This is a genomic window from Paenibacillus sp. OK076 (genome assembly GCF_900110055.1).
In the GTDB taxonomy this organism is placed as follows: Bacteria; Bacillota; Bacilli; order Paenibacillales; family Paenibacillaceae; genus Paenibacillus.
Genome location: NZ_FOCH01000001.1, coordinates 3,582,537 through 3,604,233, shown reverse-complemented (window position 1 = coordinate 3,604,233; position 21,697 = coordinate 3,582,537). Strand labels below are relative to the sequence as shown.

General features: G+C 47.5%; 20 protein-coding genes. 14 read left to right on the top strand and 6 right to left on the bottom strand.

Annotation, left to right across the window (positions count from 1 at the left end):
* Nucleotides 1-9: 9 nt before the first annotated feature.
* The 14 genes from BMY78_RS15900 (at nucleotide 10) to BMY78_RS15835 (ending at nucleotide 15,606) form a co-directional block, all read left to right on the top strand.
* Complete coding sequence (locus tag BMY78_RS15900; RefSeq protein WP_090900516.1) at nucleotides 10-657, top strand: tetratricopeptide repeat protein; 648 nt, start codon at nucleotides 10-12, stop codon at nucleotides 655-657.
* 142 nt (nucleotides 658-799) lie between these two features.
* Nucleotides 800-3,661 carry an ATP-dependent DNA helicase DinG gene (gene dinG / locus BMY78_RS15895; RefSeq protein WP_090900513.1) on the top strand — a complete coding sequence of 954 codons (2,862 nt, stop codon included), beginning with the start codon at nucleotides 800-802 and terminating at the stop codon, nucleotides 3,659-3,661.
* 226 nt (nucleotides 3,662-3,887) lie between these two features.
* Nucleotides 3,888-4,541 carry a redox-sensing transcriptional repressor Rex gene (locus BMY78_RS15890; RefSeq protein WP_053780717.1) on the top strand — a complete coding sequence of 218 codons (654 nt, stop codon included), beginning with the start codon at nucleotides 3,888-3,890 and terminating at the stop codon, nucleotides 4,539-4,541.
* Nucleotides 4,528-5,832, top strand: coding sequence for an amidohydrolase (locus BMY78_RS15885; protein WP_090900508.1), 1,305 nt, complete (start codon nucleotides 4,528-4,530; stop codon nucleotides 5,830-5,832). Before BMY78_RS15890 ends, BMY78_RS15885 begins: the two co-directional genes overlap by 14 nt.
* 41 nt (nucleotides 5,833-5,873) lie before the next feature.
* Nucleotides 5,874-6,404 carry a cell wall elongation regulator TseB-like domain-containing protein gene (locus tag BMY78_RS15880; protein ID WP_090900505.1) on the top strand — a complete coding sequence of 177 codons (531 nt, stop codon included), beginning with the start codon at nucleotides 5,874-5,876 and terminating at the stop codon, nucleotides 6,402-6,404.
* 291 nt (nucleotides 6,405-6,695) lie between these two features.
* Nucleotides 6,696-7,223: a hypothetical protein gene (locus BMY78_RS15875; RefSeq protein WP_063566800.1), complete on the top strand. Its 528-nt coding sequence runs from the start codon at nucleotides 6,696-6,698 to the stop codon at nucleotides 7,221-7,223.
* Complete coding sequence (locus BMY78_RS15870) at nucleotides 7,216-8,718, top strand: AAA family ATPase (protein ID WP_090900502.1); 1,503 nt, start codon at nucleotides 7,216-7,218, stop codon at nucleotides 8,716-8,718. Before BMY78_RS15875 ends, BMY78_RS15870 begins: the two co-directional genes overlap by 8 nt.
* A gap of 133 nt (nucleotides 8,719-8,851) precedes the next feature.
* Nucleotides 8,852-9,724 (top strand): 3-hydroxyacyl-CoA dehydrogenase family protein, encoded by an 873-nt coding sequence (locus tag BMY78_RS15865; protein WP_063566802.1) that lies wholly within the window; start codon nucleotides 8,852-8,854, stop codon nucleotides 9,722-9,724.
* Nucleotides 9,721-10,926: an acetate/propionate family kinase gene (locus BMY78_RS15860; RefSeq protein WP_076288965.1), complete on the top strand. Its 1,206-nt coding sequence runs from the start codon at nucleotides 9,721-9,723 to the stop codon at nucleotides 10,924-10,926. Before BMY78_RS15865 ends, BMY78_RS15860 begins: the two co-directional genes overlap by 4 nt.
* 103 nt (nucleotides 10,927-11,029) lie before the next feature.
* Nucleotides 11,030-12,325, top strand: a complete 1,296-nt coding sequence (gene asnS / locus BMY78_RS15855) for an asparagine--tRNA ligase (RefSeq protein WP_090900499.1) — start codon at nucleotides 11,030-11,032, stop codon at nucleotides 12,323-12,325.
* A 17-nt stretch (nucleotides 12,326-12,342) separates the two neighbouring features.
* Entirely contained in the window at nucleotides 12,343-13,047 is a 705-nt protein-coding gene (locus BMY78_RS15850) for a DnaD domain-containing protein (RefSeq protein ID WP_090902502.1), read from the top strand.
* Between the two features lie 286 nt (nucleotides 13,048-13,333).
* A complete protein-coding gene (locus BMY78_RS15845) occupies nucleotides 13,334-13,831 on the top strand; it encodes an RNA polymerase sigma factor (RefSeq protein ID WP_256222166.1) in 498 nt (165 codons plus the stop codon).
* A complete protein-coding gene (locus tag BMY78_RS15840; protein ID WP_090900493.1) occupies nucleotides 13,821-14,273 on the top strand; it encodes a hypothetical protein in 453 nt (150 codons plus the stop codon). Before BMY78_RS15845 ends, BMY78_RS15840 begins: the two co-directional genes overlap by 11 nt.
* Before the next feature lie 37 nt (nucleotides 14,274-14,310).
* On the top strand, nucleotides 14,311-15,606 hold the full coding sequence (locus tag BMY78_RS15835) for a multi-tm2 domain protein (RefSeq protein WP_371129139.1): 1,296 nt from the start codon (nucleotides 14,311-14,313) through the stop codon (nucleotides 15,604-15,606).
* 155 nt (nucleotides 15,607-15,761) lie between these two features.
* Here BMY78_RS15835 and BMY78_RS15830 read toward each other — a convergent pair whose 3' ends face one another.
* The 6 genes from BMY78_RS15830 to proB form a co-directional block, all read right to left on the bottom strand.
* Complete coding sequence (locus tag BMY78_RS15830) at nucleotides 15,762-16,415, bottom strand: methylthioribulose 1-phosphate dehydratase (protein WP_036607600.1); 654 nt, start codon at nucleotides 16,413-16,415, stop codon at nucleotides 15,762-15,764.
* 2 nt (nucleotides 16,416-16,417) lie between these two features.
* Nucleotides 16,418-17,095, bottom strand: coding sequence for a 2-hydroxy-3-keto-5-methylthiopentenyl-1-phosphate phosphatase (locus tag BMY78_RS15825; RefSeq protein ID WP_090900487.1), 678 nt, complete (start codon nucleotides 17,093-17,095; stop codon nucleotides 16,418-16,420).
* The gene (locus BMY78_RS15820) at nucleotides 17,092-18,315 is read right to left on the bottom strand and encodes a 2,3-diketo-5-methylthiopentyl-1-phosphate enolase (RefSeq protein WP_177185750.1); all 1,224 of its coding nucleotides are present in this window, start codon (nucleotides 18,313-18,315) and stop codon (nucleotides 17,092-17,094) included. Before BMY78_RS15820 ends, BMY78_RS15825 begins: the two co-directional genes overlap by 4 nt.
* Nucleotides 18,308-19,174, bottom strand: a complete 867-nt coding sequence (gene proC / locus BMY78_RS15815) for a pyrroline-5-carboxylate reductase (RefSeq protein WP_090900484.1) — start codon at nucleotides 19,172-19,174, stop codon at nucleotides 18,308-18,310. Before proC ends, BMY78_RS15820 begins: the two co-directional genes overlap by 8 nt.
* Nucleotides 19,175-19,210: 36 nt before the next feature.
* The gene (locus BMY78_RS15810) at nucleotides 19,211-20,458 is read right to left on the bottom strand and encodes a glutamate-5-semialdehyde dehydrogenase (RefSeq protein ID WP_090900481.1); all 1,248 of its coding nucleotides are present in this window, start codon (nucleotides 20,456-20,458) and stop codon (nucleotides 19,211-19,213) included.
* Nucleotides 20,459-20,554: 96 nt separating this feature from the next.
* On the bottom strand, nucleotides 20,555-21,658 hold the full coding sequence (gene proB, locus BMY78_RS15805) for a glutamate 5-kinase (protein ID WP_090900477.1): 1,104 nt from the start codon (nucleotides 21,656-21,658) through the stop codon (nucleotides 20,555-20,557).
* Between the last annotated feature and the right edge of the window lie 39 nt (nucleotides 21,659-21,697).

The window sequence follows — 21,697 nt, the reverse complement described above, 5'->3', positions numbered from 1 at the left end:
GATGCATCGATGTTCCAGCATGTTTTCGCAGAAATGAACGACATGTTAGATGAAATTATCAAGCGCTACCCTTCTGCTGAAGGCCTAAACAAACAGGAATTGCTGCAAAAGTGGAATTTTCTGAAGCGGATGAGTGACGGGATGATTGATGAGTGGCTGATGTTTGAAGAAAAAATGAGCCAGGTAAGGGAAAGGGAGCTGGATAAGCCCGCTACCCTCGAACCTGAACAGGAAGCTGTTACCGCTCTGCCGGAACTGCATCTGGAGTGTTTCAGTCGCGGTCAGGGATATTTCAAACTGCAAATGTACCCGCAGGCGATTATGCAATTTTCCAGGGTTGTGACCGACTATCCAGAAAGTGCATTAACTCGTTTTTACCTGGCTCTTGCTCATCTTAACCTGGAACAAACCGAGGAAGCAGGAATACACTTGCAGCGGATCATGCATCTGAATGGTTCGCCGAGATTGAAGGGGCTGGTGTGTAACGTCCTGGGCTGTATCGAGGCCAAGCTTGCGAACCCTGAAGGTGCATGTTCACTATTTGCTCAGGCGCTTCAGTATGACCCCACGTTGACCGAACCGCTGTATAACATGGAAGCCTGTCGTTTAAACAGCGGAAAATTGCAATATGCAAATCAGCTGACTGCCTTAAATTAAAGGCTATTCGGCGGCAAAAAGACGGTGTTCCCTCCTCTGGCATAGCGGCGGGGACACCGCCTTTTTTGTCAGTTAATTTTCAAATGCCCTTTTTTTTGCTATGCTGTAACATAGACTGGAATGGAAGGGACCGTACATTGCAATGAAATTTGCCGTATTGGATTTCGAAACAACCGGCACGCAGTCCGACGGTGAGATAATACAGGCCGGACTTGCCATCATAGATCATGACTACAGCATAACTCAAATATATAGTTCTTATGTGAACCCAGGTGTACCGATTCCCCCGTTTATTACGGGGTTAACCGGTATTACCGATGAAGATGTGGCGGATGCTCCCTCATTGGAAGAGATGATGATGGAGATGGTTCCGCTGCTTGACGATGTGGTTCTTGTTGGACACAATGTTGCTTTTGATTTTCATTTTCTTCAAAATGCACTTGATCGATGCGGTTATTTGCCATTTACCGGACGGATTCTGGATACGATTGATTTCCTGAAGATTTCGTTCCCGTCACTGGGCTCTTACCAACTCGGTTATGTGTCTTCAGAATTCGGATTTCAGCATGACCGCCCTCATCAGGCAGACAGTGATGCACTTGCCACAGCTTTTGTATTACTGAAGTGTCTAGATGAGCTGCGTGCATTGCCTCTGATCACGATTCAGCGCCTGAGTGACCTGTTTGCACCGGAAGACAGTGACTTGGGTTGGTTCTTCGACGGAATGCGTACTGAGAAGGAAGCAGAGCCGATTCAGGATCTGGATGGTCATACGTATTACCGCCAGCTTGCCTTGAACGTGAGTGACTGGACCGATATAGGCTCACCACGCGATGAGCGAGAAGGTAATCCGCTGGAAGGCGTAAGTTTTGAGCAGTTTATGGATCAGGTTAGAGATAACCTGAAGGAGACGCTGGACCATTATGAGGAGCGTGAGGCGCAAACTCAGATGTTCAGCAGTGTACGACAAGCTTTGGATGAAGAGAAACATCTCTTGATCGAAGCTGGGACAGGTACAGGCAAATCACTTGGTTATTTGCTGCCTGCCATCTATGAAAGTGTGAAACAGGAACAGAAAGTCATGGTCAGCACACATACCATCAACCTGCAGGAGCAATTGAGAGAGCGGGATATTCCTATGCTGACCCAAGTGGTTCCGTTCCCGTTCAAGGCAGCAGTGTTCAAAGGACGTGGGCACTATCTGTGTCTGCGTAAGTTTGAGCATAAAATCAATAAACGTGAATTTGCTACACCGAAAGAGGATTATTTTACAGCGGCTCAGATGATTGTCTGGCTTACCCAGACGGAGACTGGAGACGACGAGGAACTGAATCTAAGCGGGCGCGGAGGAGACTTCTGGGAGACGGTACAGAGCGAGTCTGAATCCTGTCTTGGACGTTCCTGTCCTTGGTTCCGCAAATGTTTCTATCATCGTGCCAAACATGAAGCCGGGCTGTCCGATATCGTCATTACGAATCACTCGAAATTATTTACGGATGTCAAAGCAGCACATCAGCTGCTGCCGGCCTACGAAAGTCTCGTCATCGATGAAGCACATCATCTGGAGGACGTAGCAGGTAAACACCTTGGTCTTCATATGAAATACTTTACGTTGGTTCATACACTGACCCGACTGTTTAAAGATAGCCGTAATGGCCAACTGCCGATGCTTCGTTCTCAATTGTCGGGACATGAAAATTCGGTACAGTGGGGCTCCATGATTGATCAGATGTTCCCGCTTGCTGTAGAAGTCAAGGAGATGTGGGATCGACTAAGCGATACCTTGTTCGGCCTGCTGCCTGAACGCAGCGATGCCTCTCCAGGGGAGACAGGACAATTTTCTCTTAGACTGAAGCCTTCGCAAAAACCAGCCAAATGGCAGGAATTGCAGGATGCTGAAAACCAAATCTATGTCACTCTAGGTGATTTGATTCGTAAAGGCGACAAGCTACTGCTTGAAGTGAAAGAAGATCAGGACGATTATCAGTCCGATAGTCTGATTACGGATATCTCAGGTCTGCTGAAGGATTTGGCAACGATCAAGGATAACCTGCGTTTCTTCATGCGGATGGATGATGCCAACACCGTGTACTGGATGGAGGCCAGCGGCCAGTTCCGCAGTAAATCACTGCAGCTCTACGCTGTTCCTGTCGATGTCAGTGCCCAATTGAAGGATATGTTCTTTGATAAAAAGAAAAGCGTTGTGCTTACATCGGCTACGCTCTCCGTTGACAAGTCATTTCAATTCATGATCGAACAGCTGGGCTTGCAGGAAGCTGCCGAGAATAACCGTCTGTTGACGTCCATGCTGCCGTCACCGTTCAATTATCGCGATCAGGCTTTGCTTGTCATTCCGCGTGATTTCCCAAGCGTGAAGGGCAGTGTAGGCGATGCCCACTTTGTGGATATGCTCGTACACTCGCTCGCGGAAACGGCTATTGCGACTCGTGGACGCATGATGGTGTTGTTCACCTCCTACCGCATGCTGCGCCAGGTCTATGACCCGCTCAAGGAGGCTTTGTCAGGCAATGATATATCTTTGCTGGGGCAAGGGGTGGACAGTGGCAGCCGTTCCAAGCTTACACGCCGCTTCCAAGATGCGAAAGCAACGGTGCTTCTTGGCACAAGCAGCTTCTGGGAAGGGGTGGACATTCCAGGAGAGGCTCTGACCTGTCTTGCGATTGTCAGACTGCCATTCCAGCCACCGAATCATCCATTGGTCGAAGCGAAGAGCGAGCTCTTGCAGCAGCAGAAGAAAAACCCGTTTATGAAGCTGTCCGTACCACAAGCTGTCATCCGCTTCAAACAGGGATTTGGCAGACTGGTTCGTACAGGCAAAGACAGAGGCATTGTAATTGTATACGATACACGCGTTATTGAAGCGTATTATGGCAAGTACTTTTTATACTCATTACCTGGTCCCAAAATGGAGCACATGCTCACTGAGCAGATGGTTCCACGCATTTCGGAATGGCTCGAGAGACCCACTGAAGAGCAACAATAACAGATACGCTCTATAGCTTCCATTATTGCATGACGCCACTGATTGGCTGTAAAATTGAGTAATATCATGTATTCGTTTCATGGATATGCGAGTAAGGCGAATAAAGCAATTATCCATTATATAACAAGGAGCATCCTGTTTAATTCAGAAATCATGTTGCATCGTTTTAGACAGGGTGCTCATCTTTCATCTATCTATCGTGGCTTTGGTAAGGGGGAGCAATTGAATGAAATCAGATAAAATTTCGGAAGCCGTGGTGCGCAGATTGCCTGTTTACTTGCGTTATTTGAATGAACTGCATCAGCGCGAAGTCAATACGGTTTCTTCACAAGAACTTGGACTGAGGTTGGATTTGAATCCGGCCCAGATTCGTAAAGACTTGGCTTACTTCGGTGACTTTGGTCGTAAAGGAATCGGGTATGACGTTTCATATCTCATCGAGAAAATTCGCCATATTTTAAAAATAGACCAGCAGATCAATGTGGCTCTTGTCGGAGCTGGTAATTTGGGACATGCCTTGTCCAATTACAATGCTTACCTCAAAGACAACATGAAGATTGTCGCTGTATTTGATGCCTATGGTCCGAAGATTGGGAGTCAAATCAACAGTTTGACGGTGCAGCCGATGAATGAATTAACGGATTCGGTCAAAAAGGATAACATACGCATCGGTATTATCACGGTTCCGGATACAGAAGCCCAAAATGTTGCGGATCAGCTAATTGAGTCAGGAATCGAAGCAATTCTTAACTTTGCGCCAACCATCCTGAAGACCCCGCCGCATATTCGCATTCACCATGCTGATTTTACGACGGATCTGCTTAGCCTGGCTTATTACTTGGAGAATGGAAAGGACGACGAGGAAGATGACGACAAATAGATGGGTAATTCACAACGGCAAATTTGCCGTGAGTGAAGGCGCGAATTGGAACGTGGTTCAAGGCTTTATGGTTGTAGAGAATGACAAGATTGTGCATATTGGTGAGACATTGCCGGAAGGAGACGAAAGTCTGACAAAGGTGGACGGAAAAGGACTGTTCTTCTTGCCGGGTCTGATCAATACGCATGGTCATGCGGCCATGTCGCTTCTGAGAGGCCATGGAGACGATCTGGCGTTACAAGTATGGTTGCAGGAGAAAATGTGGCCGATGGAAGCCAAAATGACGTCTGAAGACGTTTATTGGGGTACATCCCTATCCGTGCTTGAAATGTTGAAAGGTGGAACAACAGCTTTCCTGGATATGTATGATCATATGGATCAGGTTGCGAAAGTGGTGGAACAATCCGGCGTTCGGGCTGCTCTGGCACGTGGGGTCATCGGACTTTGCTCAGAAGAAGAACAACTGCGCAAGCTGGAAGAGTCCGCCGCATTTGCTCGTCAATGGAATGGACAAGCAGACGGAAGAATTACAACCGTAATCTCTCCACACGCACCTTACACTTGCCCTCCGGATTACATAGAGAAGCTGGTACAGGTTGCTCATGACCTGAATCTGCCTTTGCATACGCATATGTCTGAAACGCTTCGCGAAGTGGAGCAGAACGTGGCTGATTACGGACTGCGTCCAGTCGCACATCTGGAGAAGCTAGGATTTTTCTCCCGTCCTTCTCTGGTTGCACACGCGGTACATCTGAATGATGAAGAGATCGAGATTCTCGCAAAGCATGATGTAGCAGTGTCCCACAATCCAGGCAGTAACCTGAAATTGGCTTCGGGTGTTGCACGTGTGCCTGATCTGTTGAAAGCTGGCGTAACCGTGTCCCTGGGAACAGACGGACCAGCAAGTAACAACAATCTTGACATGTTTGAAGAAATGAGACTGGCTGCCTTGATTCACAAAGGGGTGTCCGGTGACCCTACTGCAGTGCCGGCAGGGGAAGCACTTCTGCTTGGAACTTCATATGGGGCCAAATCTATATTCCTGAACAATACAGGCGCTCTGCAAGTTGGCATGAAGGCTGACTTCATCGCGTTGAACATCGAGCAGGCCCATTTCTATCCGCATACGGACCTGATTTCCCATACGGTCTACTCGGCTTCAGCCAAAGATGTGGAGCATGTGTGGGTGGATGGTAATCAGGTGGTTAAACATGGCGAATGTCTTACGATGGATGAAGAGCGCATTCTGCGTGAGTCTCAACTGGCATTTGACAGTTTGCTGGCCCGTTAATTACAAGGACAGCAGCGTCATAGGGAAAGGAAGTTCGGCTTTTGAAGAAAAAAAAGAAGTGGATATGGATTTCGCTGCTGCTCCTGGTTCTGATTCTGTTTGGACTTCAGCGTTATTATGTCTATGTTACCCAGGATCAGCGCAAGGAAGAGGCGTTGGCCATACAGGCGGCTCAGAAACAGCTGGGGATTACGTCCCACGAAGAGTTGCGTAAGTATGTCTGGGGGCAGAAAGACGGCGGAGACAACATATACTGGACCCTGATCGGCAAAAATAAGGATAACCAGGATGTCATGGTGTGGATCAAGTTTGATGAGAATAACAAACCGGTGTCGGGAGCCAATGCGGTGCACAGTGAACTGTTGAAGAATGGCATGTCTGAAGCTCAGATACGAAATCGGTTCAGCTCTGAAGTTCCCGGTGGAGAGATCAAACGAATCATGCCAGGCGTTGTCAATGGAATCTATGTATGGCAAGTGTATTATAACGATGATACTCACAACTATTATCGGTTTTACCGTTTCAGTAACGGGGAACAGGTGGACCTGGTCTATACGATCCCGAACAGCTAGAATTGGCAGACCTGCTATGGTCTGAAAAGAATAGATTAAAGAACCGGCAGACGGAAACCCGACTGACCGGTTTTTTGACGTACTTTGTTGATCATTTTGGATTTGAATAGTTAAAATTCATATTTTCGCCTTAGATATTGTATATACGATGTGATATACTCAAATATGTATTCAAGGATACATCATACACAAATAAATCCTGTTAGGCACATCACAGGACATTATGTACACATATTCATATTCTTGCCTACAAGTTATAGGATGGGCCAAAATTTAGGAGGGGTAACTCACTTGAAGATAAAAGTATTGCCTATTGCTCTGACTGCCGTCATTTCAGCCGTTGTGTTGTTTGGAGGTTGGTTTGTGTATCGTCATGTGGCTGTGCAAAGCCCAATTGAAAAGATGGTTACCCAGTACGATGGAGTCAATGATGTTCAATTAACTATTAACCGCAATGATGTACAGTTGAAACTTGATCTGCAGCCGGATGTTGATCTGGGCAGATTGGTACAATATATTCACAAAGAAGGACAGACCTTGATTGGCACTCGTTCGTTGAAGCTGGATGTCGTGGATCATTCGAACGAAGCGTTAGAAAGCTGGTGGGGAAGCGCGATGTTTACCGTAGCTCAAGCGATGGAGAACAAGCAATACACCGAGATTACACCGACCTTGTCCAAAATGGCTACGAATGGAATCAAGGTAAATACAGCCATGGATGACAATAATGTATATGTCAGTCTCAGAGATGGAGATGCCAGCAAGTTTATTATTCTGCCGCGTGTGCCCGGTCAGATAGGAGTGTGGCCAAATGCCTAAATGGACGAAAGAAATTGTCATTGGATTTGTACCCGTATTGATTATCTTTATTGCTTTTATCGGTGTAAACATGATTCCCATTCTGATCGCTGCAATGCTTGTGGGTGCTCTGCTGCTCATGATGCAAATGCGTGGTGGAATTACAGTGGGCGCAGGTCAGGAACGTAAACGCAAGAAAAAAGGACCGTCCAAGCTGACTTTTGAAGAAATCGGTGGTCAGGAGAGTGCCAAGCAGGAACTGCGGGAAGCGCTCGATTTTCTCATTCGACATGAAGAAATTCAGAAGTTTGGTATTCGTCCTTTGAAAGGTATCCTGCTTACTGGGCCTCCAGGGACTGGTAAAACCTTGATGGCCAAAGCTGCTGCTCATTATACCGACTCTGTTTTTGTAGCTGCATCAGGCAGTGAGTTTGTTGAGATGTATGTTGGTGTAGGTGCTGGCAGAATACGGGATTTGTTCCGTGATGCAAGAACACGTGCCGCTAAAGAAAATAAGGAAAATGCCATTATATTTATCGATGAAATTGATGTGATTGGTGGAAAACGGGAAGGTGGACAACAGCGTGAATATGATCAGACGCTGAATCAGCTGTTGACGGAGATGGATGGCATATACTCTTCCGACACACCGCGCATACTTGTGATCGCCGCTACAAACCGAAAAGAAATGCTGGACAGCGCGTTGACACGTCCAGGTCGTTTTGACCGTCATATTCAGGTAGACTTGCCGGATAAGAAAGGCAGACAACACATACTGGAGCTGCATGCAGTCAATAAACCTCTTCTTGAAGGGGTCAGCCTTGAGAAGACAGCAGAAGAATCCTATGGTTTCTCTGGAGCACAGCTGGAAAGTGTGATGAACGAAGCCGCAATTTACGCCATGAGAGACGGGCTGCCTAACATTGAACAGCGTCATCTGTCCCTTGCAATTGATAAGGTAATGATGGGTGAGAAGACAGACCGCGAATCCAGCGTGGAAGAGAAGAAAAGAGTCGCTATCCATGAATTGGGACATGCCATCATGGCTGAACTGGTTCGTCCTGGCAGTGTGAGTCAGGTTGCACTCAGCCCTCGTGGACAGGCCCTGGGATATGTACGTCATAACCCGCAACAAGAGCAATTTCTGTACACGAAGCGCTTCCTTGAAGAGCAAATCATGATTGCCCTTGGAGGTGCAGCAGCGGAGGAAATGTATTACGGTGGACGCAGTACAGGATCACGCAATGACTTTGAGCAGGCAACGAATGTGGTACAGACGATGATGGCTTCCGGGCTCACAACGTTGGGCATTGTTAACATGGATATGGTCACTACGGAAGAATTAATGCGGGAGAACAAATTGATCCTGCAAGACCTGATGGAACAGACCAAACGATTGCTTGAAGAACAGCGGACAATTTTCGACAATTCCCTCGACACATTGCTCAGGGAAGAAGTATTGTCTGGCGATCAATTTCGTTGTCAATTTCGTGACAGCGCCCTTCTACCGGCATAATTTATTTATGTCGGTTATTTTTTTTTACATTTCAGTCGTGCTAAGATATTATTATATGTTGGGTCGAAATTTGTAATTTTCGGCGAACAGGGTACAATAGAGAAATAGAGAACCGAAAGGATGGAGCAGAACCATGTTTTTCAAAAAGATAGGAGTTGTCGGCGGCGGCACGATGGGGCAAGGTATTTCCCAGATGCTTGCAGCCAAAGGACTTGATGTGCTTCTGGTGGAACACACAACGGAGAAGCTGGATCATGCATATAACATGATTGAGACCAACCTCGATAAACAACTGGAGAAATGGGCGATTACAAAGGCTGAGAAGAAATTGATTCTCTCCCGTATTACCAAAGTTGCTCATCTGGCTGAACTCGGAACTTGCGATATGGTCATTGAGACTATTTCTGAAGATCTGGAAGCGAAAAAAGCGGTATTCAGTCAACTGGACCAAGTTTGCCCAAGCAACGTAATTCTTGCAAGTAATACATCCACGCTGAGTTTGACTGAGCTTGCAAGCTCAACCAAATACCCAGAGCGTGTTATTGGTATGCACTTTATTCACCCGGTTTCCCGGGTTGATCTTGTAGAGATTATTCGTGGTCTGAAAACATCCGATAGCACTTTTGCAGAAACGAGACGTTTTGTGGAAGAAGTTGCGGACAAAAAAGGCGTTATGATCTATGAATCACCTGGATTTGTGACGTCCAGACTGATCTGTCTTCTGATCAACGAAGCGCTGCATGTACTGCAGGAAGGTGTCGCTTCCGCTGAAGATATAGATGACGCTATGCGTATCGGATACAATTTCCAGCACGGACCGCTTGAGATGGCAGACCGTTTCGGATTGGATTCGGTAGAAGCTGCACTCGAAAGAATGTTCCGTGAATTCGGTGAATTGAAATATCGTCCTTCCACAGTCCTGAAGAAAATGGTGCGTGCAGGACACCTGGGTGTCAAAACAGGCGAAGGATTCTTCAAGTACGACAAGGATGGTGACCGGCTGTGAAAGTACTCGTAATTAATGCGGGGAGTTCCTCGCTCAAATATCAATTGTATAACATGACGGATGAATCCGTATTGGCAAAAGGTCTGGTAGAGCGGATCGGGATGGATTCTTCCATTCTGACTCATAAACCAACCGGCCGTGAGGATGTTACGGAAGTTAGCGAAATTCTTGAACATACTACAGCGATTCGTAAAGTTATTGACATCCTGACAGACAAAGAAAACGGTGTGCTTGGTTCCGTTGATGAAATTCAGGCTGTTGGGCATCGTGTAGTTCACGGTGGTGAAGCATTTAAGGAATCAGCATTGGTTGATGATGCTTCCAAAGCAGAAATTCGCCGTCTGTTCGATCTGGCTCCACTGCATAACCCTGCAGCAATGATGGGTATTCGTGCGGCTGAATCCAACATGCCAGGCGTACCACAGGTAATGGTCTTTGATACGGCTTTCCATCAAACGATGCCGGAAAAAGCATATCTGTATGCCATTCCACGTGTGCTTTATAAAAAGTATAAAGTGCGTCGTTATGGAGCACATGGTACTTCCCATGATTACGTAAGCAAGGCAGCAGCTGAATATCTCGATCGTCCATTGGAAGATCTGAAGATCATCACATGCCACGTTGGTAATGGTGGTAGCGTAACAGCTGTACAGGGCGGCGTATCCGTGGACACGTCCATGGGCATGACACCACTCGAAGGATTGATGATGGGCACACGTAGTGGTGACCTGGATCCGGCCATTGTACCTTATGTTATGAACAAGGAAGAACTGAGCGTGAGCGAAGTAAACTCCATGTTGAACAAACATAGTGGACTTCTTGCAATCTCCGGTATCAGCAGCGACATGCGTGAAATTACGGAAGGTATGGAGGCTGGCGATGCTAACTCCACGCTTGCATTCGAGATGTACGAATACCGTCTGCGTAAATACATCGGTTCTTATGCAGCAGCAATGAACGGTGTAGACGTGATCGTATTTACGGCTGGTGTAGGTGAAAACTCCGTTGTTCTTCGCCAAAAAGTATGTGAGCAACTCACGTACCTGGGTGTTGAACTGGATGAAGCGCTGAATGCAATCCGCTCTGGAGAACCACGCCGCATCACAACAGCCAATTCTAAAGTAGACGTTCTCGTAGTTCCTACGAACGAAGAATTGGTGATTGCAAGAGATACACACCGAATCGTATTGAATTCTCTGTAATCTAATTGTAAAGTGAATATAGCATGACAAGGAAGTGCAGGGGACAGGCATATAGCCTGCCCGCTGCATTTTCAAATTCAGGATTCCAAGGAGAGATATGTGCATGAGTACGGATTGTGTAATTCGTAATGTGAGTGAGCATGTGGGCGAGACTGTTAAGATCGGCGCCTGGATTAACAACAAACGTTCCAGCGGCAAAATTCAATTTTTGCAACTGCGTGATGGAACCGGATATATTCAAGGGGTAGTCGTTAAAAGTGAAGTCAGCGAAGATATCTGGAATGCTGCGAAGAGCTTGACTCAAGAAAGTTCATTGTATGTAACGGGAATTATCCGTGAAGAACCACGTAGTGCATCCGGTTATGAGATGACGGTTACTGGCGTGGACATTATTCATCTTACTGAAAACTATCCAATTACTCCGAAAGAGCATGGGGTAGACTTCCTGATGGATCATCGCCATCTGTGGCTGCGTTCGACAAAACAACGTGCGATTATGGTTATTCGTGCGGAAATCATCCGCGCTGTTCAGCAGTTCTTTGATGGTAACGGATTCACACAGGTTGATCCTCCGATTCTTACACCTTCATCTGCGGAAGGAACAACGAACTTGTTCCATATCAAATACTTTGATGAAGATGCCTATCTGACACAAAGTGGACAGTTGTATATGGAAGCTGCGGCTATGGCGCTGGGCAAAGTATATTCCTTCGGTCCTACGTTCCGTGCCGAGAAATCCAAAACACGTCGTCACCTGATTGAGTTCTGGATGATTGAGCCGGAAATGGCGTTTGTGGATCACGAGGAAAGCCTGCGAGTGCAAGAGAAGTTTATTGCTCACGTGGTTCAAACGGTTCTGAAAAACTGCCGTGCTGAACTGGAGTCCATCGGACGTGATGTATCCAAGCTTGAAAAAATTGTAGCTCCATTCCCGCGCATTACGTATGATGAAGCGATTGAATTCTTGAATGGACAAGGCTTCGATATTCCTTGGGGAGAAGACTTTGGTGCTCCACACGAAACGGCGATTGCTGAGAAATACGAAACACCGGTCTTTATTACCCATTATCCGGCTGGAATCAAGGCATTCTACATGAAACCTGATCCGAATCGTCCTGAAGTGGTCCTCTGTGCAGATATGATCGCACCAGAAGGATACGGAGAGATCATTGGCGGTTCCCAGCGTATTGATGATCCGGAACTGATGCAGCAGCGCTTTGATGAGCATCAGTTGTCGGAAGAGGCATATCAGTGGTATCTGGACTTACGTAAATACGGATCGGTTCCTCACTCCGGCTTCGGTCTGGGATTGGAGCGGACGGTAGCATGGATCTGTGGATTGGATCACGTACGTGAAACAATTGCATTCCCGCGTATGCTCTATCGTCTGTACCCTTAATGCTTAACCGCGAGTCCATGGAAGAAACCGGCTCCAAAGCCTGGTTGAACGGAGCAGCTTACGGTATGGCATCAGGGACAGCGCAGCTCCCATATGCTTTATTGCGCTATTATCATCAGCTGGGGTTAAGTGACGCAGAGGTGCTTCTGCTGATTCAATTGTTTGGATTCCGGCAAGTTGAATTCAATGAGTTTCCAACGCTTGAAGAGCTTGCAACCCGTATGGGTCTTGCTCCTGAAGGTATCGCCAGAATGCTGCAGCGTCTTATGAGAGACGGGTACATTCACATTGACGAGCATCGGGATGAAGAGCGTGACATTCAATATGAACGGTATGATCTGCATGGATTATATGCCAAACTAGCAGGATGTACAGCAGAGGATATGGCCGTTGCTCGTAAGCAGCAGCTGGACAGTAATGCATTGCGCCCGGATTCGAACAGTGTTCAAAAAGAAGAGGAAGAACGAAATATGTTCTCTATTTTTGAAAAAGAATTTGGCCGCCCGCTTTCCCCGATGGAATGCGAGACGATATCCGGCTGGCTGGATCAGGATCGCTATCAGGAGGAACTGATTCTCATGGCATTGAAGGAAGCGGTCTTTGCTGGTAAAGTACATTTTCGCTATATCGACCGAATTCTGCTTGAATGGAGCCGTAACCGCGTGAAGAATGTGCAGGATGCCAAGGCATATACGCAGCGGTTCCGTAACGGTGGACGTTAATACCAATGTTAATTTAAGCAACAATTTCATTCAGAATAAACCAAAAACAGGCCAGAATTTATTCTGTGCCTGTTTTTTTTAGATTATAGAGATGTTAAGTAAGATACGTTAAATTCCTGGTAGGACTGACTTTTCAGGCAATGTGTAACCTTTTTATAAAAAAATAAATGAATACGCAGGGGTCAACAAACAAGTTGTCGTCTATTGTAGTGGAGAGGAGGGGAGAGTCATTGATGAAGCGCGCTTAATCGAACAAATCCGTCAAGGCGATACATCCCAGATACGCTTGTTGATCGAAAAGTACAGTCAGCATGTATACCATGTGGCCTATTCCGTATTGCGGAACGATCAGGATGCACAGGATGCAGCGCAGGAGGCGTTCATTCAGATGGTTAAATCTCTCCCCGATTACCGATCCGAAGGTTTCAAAACGTGGTTAACCCGAATTGCCTTTCACAAAGCAATAGATGCCAAACGCAAGCTGGGCAGACGAAGCGCTGAGGATCTGGGCGGAGAAGAAAAAATAATGAACATGCCCGGTCGTGAAGAAGATGTTCTTGCCCGCCTCGTGCGTGAAGAGCGTCAGGAGAAGTTGCGCGAGCGAATCAACCAGCTGCCTGCCCAGCATAGGGACATTATTACTGCGTATTACTTAAGCGAAAAAAATTATGAGCAGATTGCCCGTGATGCACAGGTAGCAGTGAAAACCGTGGAGTCCCGTCTGTATCGTGCCCGGCAGTGGATTCGAAATCATTGGAAGGAGGATGAGTGGCGTGAGGAATAAAAGGATGTATACCGTCCAGGAATGGACTGATTATATTGAAGGCCGAATGACTGCAGACCAGGCAAGTATGATGGAACAGATGCTTATGGACGTTCCGGAAGCGATGGACAACTATCTCGAAGCACTCGACATTCATCGGGAGCTGCCACAACTGAAGGACCCGGTAGGCTTCGCCGATTCGGTGATGAATCAAATTACGGAAATGCAATCCTCCAAGCCAAAGCGCAAATCGCGTTCTGGACGAAGACGTATCTGGCTGGATCACAAAGTGTTTCATTATGCCGTAGCGGCTTGTCTGACGTTAATCTTCCTCTCCTCAGGATTGTTTGACAAGGTAGCGCCATATCATAAGTTCCAGGACGGTGAGCACAGGGGGTCATTTACGGAAAAGTGGACAGAGGCAGCCACGTCATGGCTGGATCACTTCAAGCCTGGACCATAAATTGTTTCGCATTGCCTGAAAAGAAAGGATGAAGACTGTGCAATCAGATCGTAACAAAATACTTGCATTTTTATTAAACCTGATACCGGGTCTTGGTTTTCTCTATTGGAGGCGGCCTACCAGAGCTGTGGTCTATCCATTACTCTTTTTTGGAACAGGCATTGGCTTCGTCATGTTGGCGTTGTTGACTGATGAGAAGGATTTGATGATTGTCGGGTTCCTGGGAGCCATATTCTTCTGGTGTATCAGCATGCTGGATATGATTATCGTTCTGCTCCGTGCTCCTTCACTACATGATGCCCGATACCATGGATATGGCGCACATTACAGTGGACCGCATCAGGGGGCGGCATATCAGGGAGCATACACTGGGCAGGAAGGTCATCTGGGACAGATGGAGATGGACATGGAGGGGATACATCAGAATCAGAACGGTGAGTATGGCGTGCCTGCGGCTCCTTATGGTCAACCCATGTATCAAAAAGGCAGTGAAAGCGAACGATTTTTTACGATTCTACTTTCTTTTGTTCCAGGTCTGGGACATCTTCATCTCGGACTGTTACATCGTGGTTTATCATTCCTGATGGCGTTCTTTGGCTCATTTGCGATGATGGTATTTGTAGCTTCGATTACGAATGAATCGGTATTTCTGATGTTCTTGCTCATTCTGCCTGTCATCTGGGTATACTGCATGTTTGATGCGGTTCAGCATGTGCATCGCAAACAGGCCGGTGAGGTATTGCAGGATCGTACGTTGTTCGAGGAGCTGGAGATGGGCAGGGCTTCTGGACGGCGAAGCAAAGTGCTGGCAACCCTGTTATCAGCCTTCCCGGGTGCGGGACATCTGTATCTGGGACTGCAAAAAAGAGGCATGCAACTCATGTTCCTGTTTCTCGGCAGTATCTACGTTCTGGACCTGCTTCATTTATCGGTGTTCCTGTTCATGATTCCGTTGATCTGGTTCTACAGCTTCTTTGACGGACTTCAGTGTTCAAGCCGTTATGGCCGCGAACCGTTGACCGATCAACCCATTTTCAAGGATTGGGCTCGTCACCAGCGCCTGATTGGATTCGGAATTGCTGCATTGGGATTGTACTATCTGTTTATCCGCCTGGTCATTCCACAGCTGAATGAAATGTTCCCGAATGCATTTATGACGTACGAGATTCGTTCGTATGTGAACACCGTCATTGTGTCCTTGCTGCTCATTTTTGGCGGTCTGAAGCTGCTGTTTGGCAAGCAGCGCGGTGCGAGTACGAATAGTACGGTTCATCGAACTGATGAGGGAGCAGACAGTCTCTTTTTATTCAAGGATCGGGAGGATCGATTGTAGAACTTTACAGATTTTTTCGATTCCCTTTTCCAAAGGGGAACAAAGAGAATCATAGAAAACAAGGAATTAACCAAACATAAAAACACGCCGTGGGCTATGTCTATCAGCCTTGGCGTGTTTTTGGTTGTGCAGCTTTGATTTCGAATGAATGATTGCTATTTCGTAGCACCCTTCAGTAGAAGTTGACGGTACATCACTTCGAACAGGAACTCGAACGCTTCCAGATGACGTTTCGCTTCAAAAGCATCTTTGCCCCAGGCATAAATCCCGTGATTACGCAGCAAAATTCCCGGTACATTCGCGTCAAGTACACCTGGTACCAATTCAGCGATGGATGGAATATCAGCGAAGTTAGGCAGAACTGGTACACGAATCTCTGCATTTTCTTCCCAGATGTTGAAAGCCTTGATCAATTCGATGCCTTGAATCGGTACGTGTCCATCTGCTCCAAAGAACTCACTGATCAGGTTGTTAAATACGGTATGCACATGGAACACCGCGCCACAGCCGGTTAAACGATAGATTTCGCAGTGAATCAACGTTTCAGCGCTTGGTTTCAGGGTTGTGGTCTCAATGGCTTTACCATGCTTGTCTACAAATAGAAAGTCTTCCGGTGTACGGAGAGATTTGTCTTTGCCTGATGCAGTAACTGCAAAGTAGAATTGCTCCGGGTCGAAGTCGCCCACACGCATTGACAGGTTGCCACTTGTACCAGGGAACCAGTTACGGCTGGCAAACAGCGCTTTGATATCAGCCAGTTCTTCGAGCACCTGACGTTTATGTTCCAATGTAATCTTTTCAAAACCCATCTTTACAGCACTCCTTGTGTTTGCTTCTGTTTCATATCTTTCATAATATCGTAGAAGGTTGTGAATGGGACATGATCCACACCCAGCTCTATACACTTATCCGTCAGGATAGAACGAGAGTAGACAAGATCAGCGATTTTGGCACCTTCAAAATCCGTCAGACTGTCTCCAATGAGGATACGATTATATTGTTCTTCCGGGAATGTACGAATAACCGTCGTTTTACACATGCCGCAGCCGTTCTCACAAGGAGGCCGACATGGATTAGGCCATTCAATACGTATGAATTCATCTGTGAAATCCGCCCCGTTGCAATAAACATGATCCTGTGGAATATCGAATGGAGCGAGCAAAGGCTCGATAAAAAAGTCCATTCCGCCGCTCGTGACATTAAATTCAATGCCCTCGTCCCGAACGTATGCAAGAAATTCGCTGAACCCTTCTCGGATGCCAGCCTGTCCAAGTACAAATTCCACAATCTCATCTTTTTGCGAAGAAGGCAACAGAGCGAACATCGCTCCCACACCTTCGCGAAGCGAAATTCGCTGTTCAATCGTGTCTTTCATAATTACTTCAATACCTTCGGGTTTAAAATGTTTCATAATCGCTACGATATTGTCCGAAAGGGTGATCGTGCCATCAAAATCACAGAAAATAACTGTTTTTTTATCACTTCTCATCGTTCGCCACCCCACAGATCTATTGCACTTTTCAGTTCGGGATGTTCGACTGCATATTCTGCCAGTGGAATGGAACGTTGGGCTGCCTCGATAGCCTGCAAGAATGCCCGTCCGCCTGCCTCAGTACCCATGGGATGCCCATGAATACCTCCGCCGGCATTAACGATGACATCGGTGCCGAAGTCACGCAGAATAAGAGGTACAAGCCCTGGATGTATACCAGCCGAAGGCACAGGCATGCTGGTTCTGACAGGAAGCTCAGGTGACAGCAACTGTTCTGTAATGGCCATATTCTCTTCCTTCGGCATCGTCACCGATCCGTAAGGGGAAGGGAAGAGCACCAGATCCGCTCCGGCAAGTCGCATCAGCTGTCCCAGCAGGACGGAAGCCGAGATTCCATAGTGTGGTGAAGGATACAGTGCACCTGCAAGCGCAGGGTGAGCCATGATCGGTACGTTGATGTCCGGATCACTGCTTAGTTCGTGCAGCACGTCATATCCGTATGACAAGACATTGAACAACAGCGCATTTGCTCCTGCACCTATCGCGCGTTCAGCCTGTTGTTTCAGGCGTGAGGTAGGTCCAGTTAAATTTGCGGCATAAAGAAGTTTCTTACCCGTTTCCTTGCGTGCCTGTTCCGCAGCTTTCATGCAGACCTCGACTCTTTTCTCAATCGGAGTCAGTTTGTTCTCAAACAGAATTTCATCATCTTTAATCAAGTCTACTCCACCAAGAGCTTGGCGAATAAACTGTTCCCTCAGTTCGTCAGCATCCAGTCCAATGACTGATTTAAAAATACTCATTAACAACGGACGATCATGTACACCTAGCAGATCACGAACACCGTTCAGTCCAAACTTGGGACCAGGGAATGCGCTGAGGAAGCCGTCCGAGAATCCAAGCCGTGTCAGTTTGATGCGTCCATCCATTGAAATTTTGCCAAAGACCGTCACGAGCAGAGCAGGAATATCACGGCTAAAGTTGATATCGGGATAGCCGATGGTAATGTCAGCGTAACGCTCACCCGCAGCCATTCCATCAGCTTCATGTACTTCTACGCTTATGACTTCACCCAGATGCTTCTGCATTGCTTCACGCTGGGCTTGCGGCAACTCCGTCCAGCTACCCACGGTCATGCCGATCGCGATGGACTCGGCCTTCTTGCGAAAGTCTGCATGATCATCATGCAGACGATATGTGGCTGTGCACATGTTATTCATTTTTTAAATCCCCTTCCAAAGCAGCTCCCATCTCCCGTGAGCGCTCTGCACAGCGGTTGACGGCTGCGATTACATTTTCAAAGAAATCTCCCTCGTCCAGCGTTTTTAGTGCTGCCTGAGTTGCACCTCCCGGGGAGGTTACATCACTACGAAGTTTCATTGGTTCCAAGCCAGTTTGCTGCACCATACGTGAAGCACCCAGCACGGTCTGAACAGTCAGATCGCGGGATTGTTGGCTGGACAAGCCGCCACGAATACCTGCGGCAATCATGGCCTCCATCAAATAGTATACATAAGCCGGACCACTTCCGGAAATACCTGTGAGCACTTCGAGTTTATCTTCAGGCACGATGGTCACGATTCCAACAGCTTCGAACATCGTCATGACTGTACTGCGCTGGTCATCCGTAATTTCTTCAGAGAAGGCAAGTCCGGTTGCGCCAAGCCCGATTGTACTGGACGTATTCGGCATGGTGCGGGCGATCGGTTGCTTGCGTCCCAGCAGGGATTGCATCGTACGGATCGATAATCCGGCAATAACGGAGACGATTAATTGATCCGGAGACAGGAGCGGCCCAAGCTCACGCAGCGCTGCGGCAGCATCCTTCGGTTTCATGCAGAGTACAATAACGGGAGAAGCGGCGAGATGATCCAGCGATTGTGCAGCAGTTCCGGTATGTACGGCATAACGGGTACTGAGCTCCTCCTGACGTTTCTGGTTGCTGCGGTTCAGCATCGTAATATCCTGAGGACGAACGACAAGGCGGGAAATTAATCCGCGCACGATGGCTTCCGCCATCGCACCTGCTCCGTGAAAAGTAATCTTTTGTTGTAATAACGTCTGTTGTTCTTGACTCATATTTATCGTTCCTCCTATATAACTGTAGCTGCGATATTATTGCCGGATTTGTCCATTGCCAGTGATACGGTATTTGGTTGACGTTAATGCAGGCAGACCCATCGGTCCACGAGCATGCAGCTTCTGGGTACTGATCCCAATTTCGGCTCCATAACCGAACTCAAATCCGTCTGTGAAACGTGTGGAAGCATTATGGTATACAGCAGCTGCATCTACATCATGTAAAAAACGTTCTGCATTGCTCGTATCCTTGGTGACGATACACTCTGAATGCTTTGTGCCATAACGTGCGATATGCTCCATCGCTTCATCCAAATTCTGAACTACACGAATATTTAAAATATAATCATTGTACTCTGTCGCATAATCTTCTTCCGTCACAGGAAGGGCAGAGGGAACCAGACGACGAACCGTGTCACACCCCTTCAACAGGACGTTCGCCTCACGGAATTGTTCAGCCAGTGTCGGCAGATGCTCCTCGGCGTAAACAGCGTGCAGCAACAAGGTTTCCATGGAGTTGCATACGGATGGACGCTGTGCCTTGGCATTAACAGCAATCTCCGCTGCCATGACCGGATCGGCAGATTCATCCACATAAGTATGACAGATACCTGCGCCGGTTTCGATCACAGGCACTGTTGCATTGGTGACCACATTGCGGATCAGTGAAGCTCCGCCGCGTGGGATGATGACATCGAGCAGTCCATTTAACTTGAGCATTTCGTCCACGGAGGAACGGTCTGCATCCTCAACAAGCTGCAATGCATCAGCTGGCATGTCTGTTGTTGCCAGTGCCTGATGAAGTACCTCCACAATTTTGCGATTGGAGGAGAGGGCAGAGGAGCCGCCTCGCAGCAGTACAGCGTTGCCTGTTTTGAGGCAAAGTCCCGCTGCATCTACTGTAACATTTGGACGTGCCTCGTATATGATGCCGATTAGACCGATAGGCACTCTCAATTTTTCAACGTGTAATCCGTTCGGACGAGTGAATGTTTCTAGCACTTCGCCTACAGGGTCCTGCAACTCCACGATCTGACGCAGTCCTTCAGCGATGCCGGCGATCCGCTCCTTATTCAAAGCGAGGCGATCCAGCATCGATTCTGGCGTGCCTTGCTGTCTGCCTCGTTCCAGATCGTCAGCGTTTGCTGCAATAATGGAATCCGCTTGCGCAATCAATGCGTCCGCCATGACCAGCAGGGCGTTATTTTTTTGTTCTGTGCTCAGTCGATTCAGCTGTGGAACGACGGCTTGGGCCTTACTCGCTTTTTCCCTGACTTCACTCATTATAAATTCCTCCCATATATAAATTGGAAACAAAAGATTATTTAATGGCTATATCATATGATTTTGAGCAGTACACTCGGTAGGATTATAGGAGTTCTATTTTAACGTAATCCACTCGTCCCGATGAATAACCTCAAGTCGATGGATGCTGTTCAACTGCTTCATTACTTCGCCACTTGGCAGTCCTGCGATGAGGCGTAGCTGGTCATCATCATAATTGACGATACCACGACCGAGCAAGGTGTCATCCATACCCAGCACCTCTACAACATCTCCTGCATGGAAGGTACCCAGCACGCGTTTGACACCTACAGGCAGGAGGCTATGACCACCATGGACCAGTGCTTCTTCGGCACCATTATCCACAACGACGGTGCCGAGCGGAGTAGACATGAAGCCAAGCCATTGCTTTTTACGAGAGAGAGCCGCAAGGCGAGTCTCGAAGTAGGTTCCTTTTCCGGTCCCATCAACTGCCCTCTGCATATCTCCAGGTTCCTTAACACTTCCTACAAAGACAGGTACGCCTCCACGCGTTGCCACTTTGGCTGCATCTACCTTGGATCGCATGCCGCCTGTACCTACGGATGATCCTGAACCGCCAGCATAGGCGTAAATTTCTGCCGTAATTTCGGGGATGCGGTCATAACGAAACGCAGACGGATCTTTTCGCGGATCAGCCGTGTACAGACCGTTGGTATCCGTAAGAATGACCAGATGCTGTGCCTTGACCAGATTCGCTACCAGAGCAGACAGGAGATCATTATCTCCGAACTTCAATTCATCGACAGATACGGTATCATTCTCATTAAAGATTGGAATGACGCGCTGCTTGAGCAGCTCTTCCACCGTCATGCCCGCATTGCCCATACGTTTCCGGCTGTGAAAGTCGGTACGGGTGAGTAGAATTTGTGCTGTAGTAACGCGGTGCGCTGCAAAAGCCTGTTGATATGACTGCATCAGCAAAGCTTGCCCAACAGCCGCTGCAGCTTGTTTTTCATGCAATTGCTTGGGACGCTGGGGGTAACCAATCTCCCGGAATCCGGCAGCTACCGCTCCTGATGTGACCAGAAGAACCTCATGGCCTTGTTCAGCCAAGCCAGCAATTTCTCCGGCAAAAAAAGTAATGGCATTTCGATCAAGTCCGCCTTCTTCCGTAGTAAGCGAACTGCTTCCGATCTTAACTACAATACGTGAGGTCATGTTTTCACTTCCTTAAACAATATTAATGATTGACCCTGG

Bases quoted from the DNA above. Each gene is read 5' to 3' on its own strand.
- BMY78_RS15850 (WP_090902502.1), top strand. From the start codon at position 12,343: ATGGAAGAAACCGGCTCCAAAGCCTGGTTGAACGGAGCAGCTTACGGT.
- BMY78_RS15810 (WP_090900481.1), bottom strand. From the start codon at position 20,458: ATGAGTGAAGTCAGGGAAAAAGCGAGTAAGGCCCAAGCCGTCGTTCCA.
- BMY78_RS15885 (WP_090900508.1), top strand. From the start codon at position 4,528: ATGACGACAAATAGATGGGTAATTCACAACGGCAAATTTGCCGTGAGT.
- proB (WP_090900477.1), bottom strand. From the start codon at position 21,658: ATGACCTCACGTATTGTAGTTAAGATCGGAAGCAGTTCGCTTACTACG.
- BMY78_RS15890 (WP_053780717.1), top strand. From the start codon at position 3,888: ATGAAATCAGATAAAATTTCGGAAGCCGTGGTGCGCAGATTGCCTGTT.
- BMY78_RS15825 (WP_090900487.1), bottom strand. From the start codon at position 17,095: ATGAGAAGTGATAAAAAAACAGTTATTTTCTGTGATTTTGATGGCACG.
- asnS (WP_090900499.1), top strand. From the start codon at position 11,030: ATGAGTACGGATTGTGTAATTCGTAATGTGAGTGAGCATGTGGGCGAG.
- BMY78_RS15870 (WP_090900502.1), top strand. From the start codon at position 7,216: ATGCCTAAATGGACGAAAGAAATTGTCATTGGATTTGTACCCGTATTG.
- dinG (WP_090900513.1), top strand. From the start codon at position 800: ATGAAATTTGCCGTATTGGATTTCGAAACAACCGGCACGCAGTCCGAC.
- proC (WP_090900484.1), bottom strand. From the start codon at position 19,174: ATGAGTCAAGAACAACAGACGTTATTACAACAAAAGATTACTTTTCAC.
- BMY78_RS15820 (WP_177185750.1), bottom strand. From the start codon at position 18,315: ATGAATAACATGTGCACAGCCACATATCGTCTGCATGATGATCATGCA.
- BMY78_RS15830 (WP_036607600.1), bottom strand. From the start codon at position 16,415: ATGGGTTTTGAAAAGATTACATTGGAACATAAACGTCAGGTGCTCGAA.
- BMY78_RS15900 (WP_090900516.1), top strand. From the start codon at position 10: ATGTTCCAGCATGTTTTCGCAGAAATGAACGACATGTTAGATGAAATT.
- BMY78_RS15865 (WP_063566802.1), top strand. From the start codon at position 8,852: ATGTTTTTCAAAAAGATAGGAGTTGTCGGCGGCGGCACGATGGGGCAA.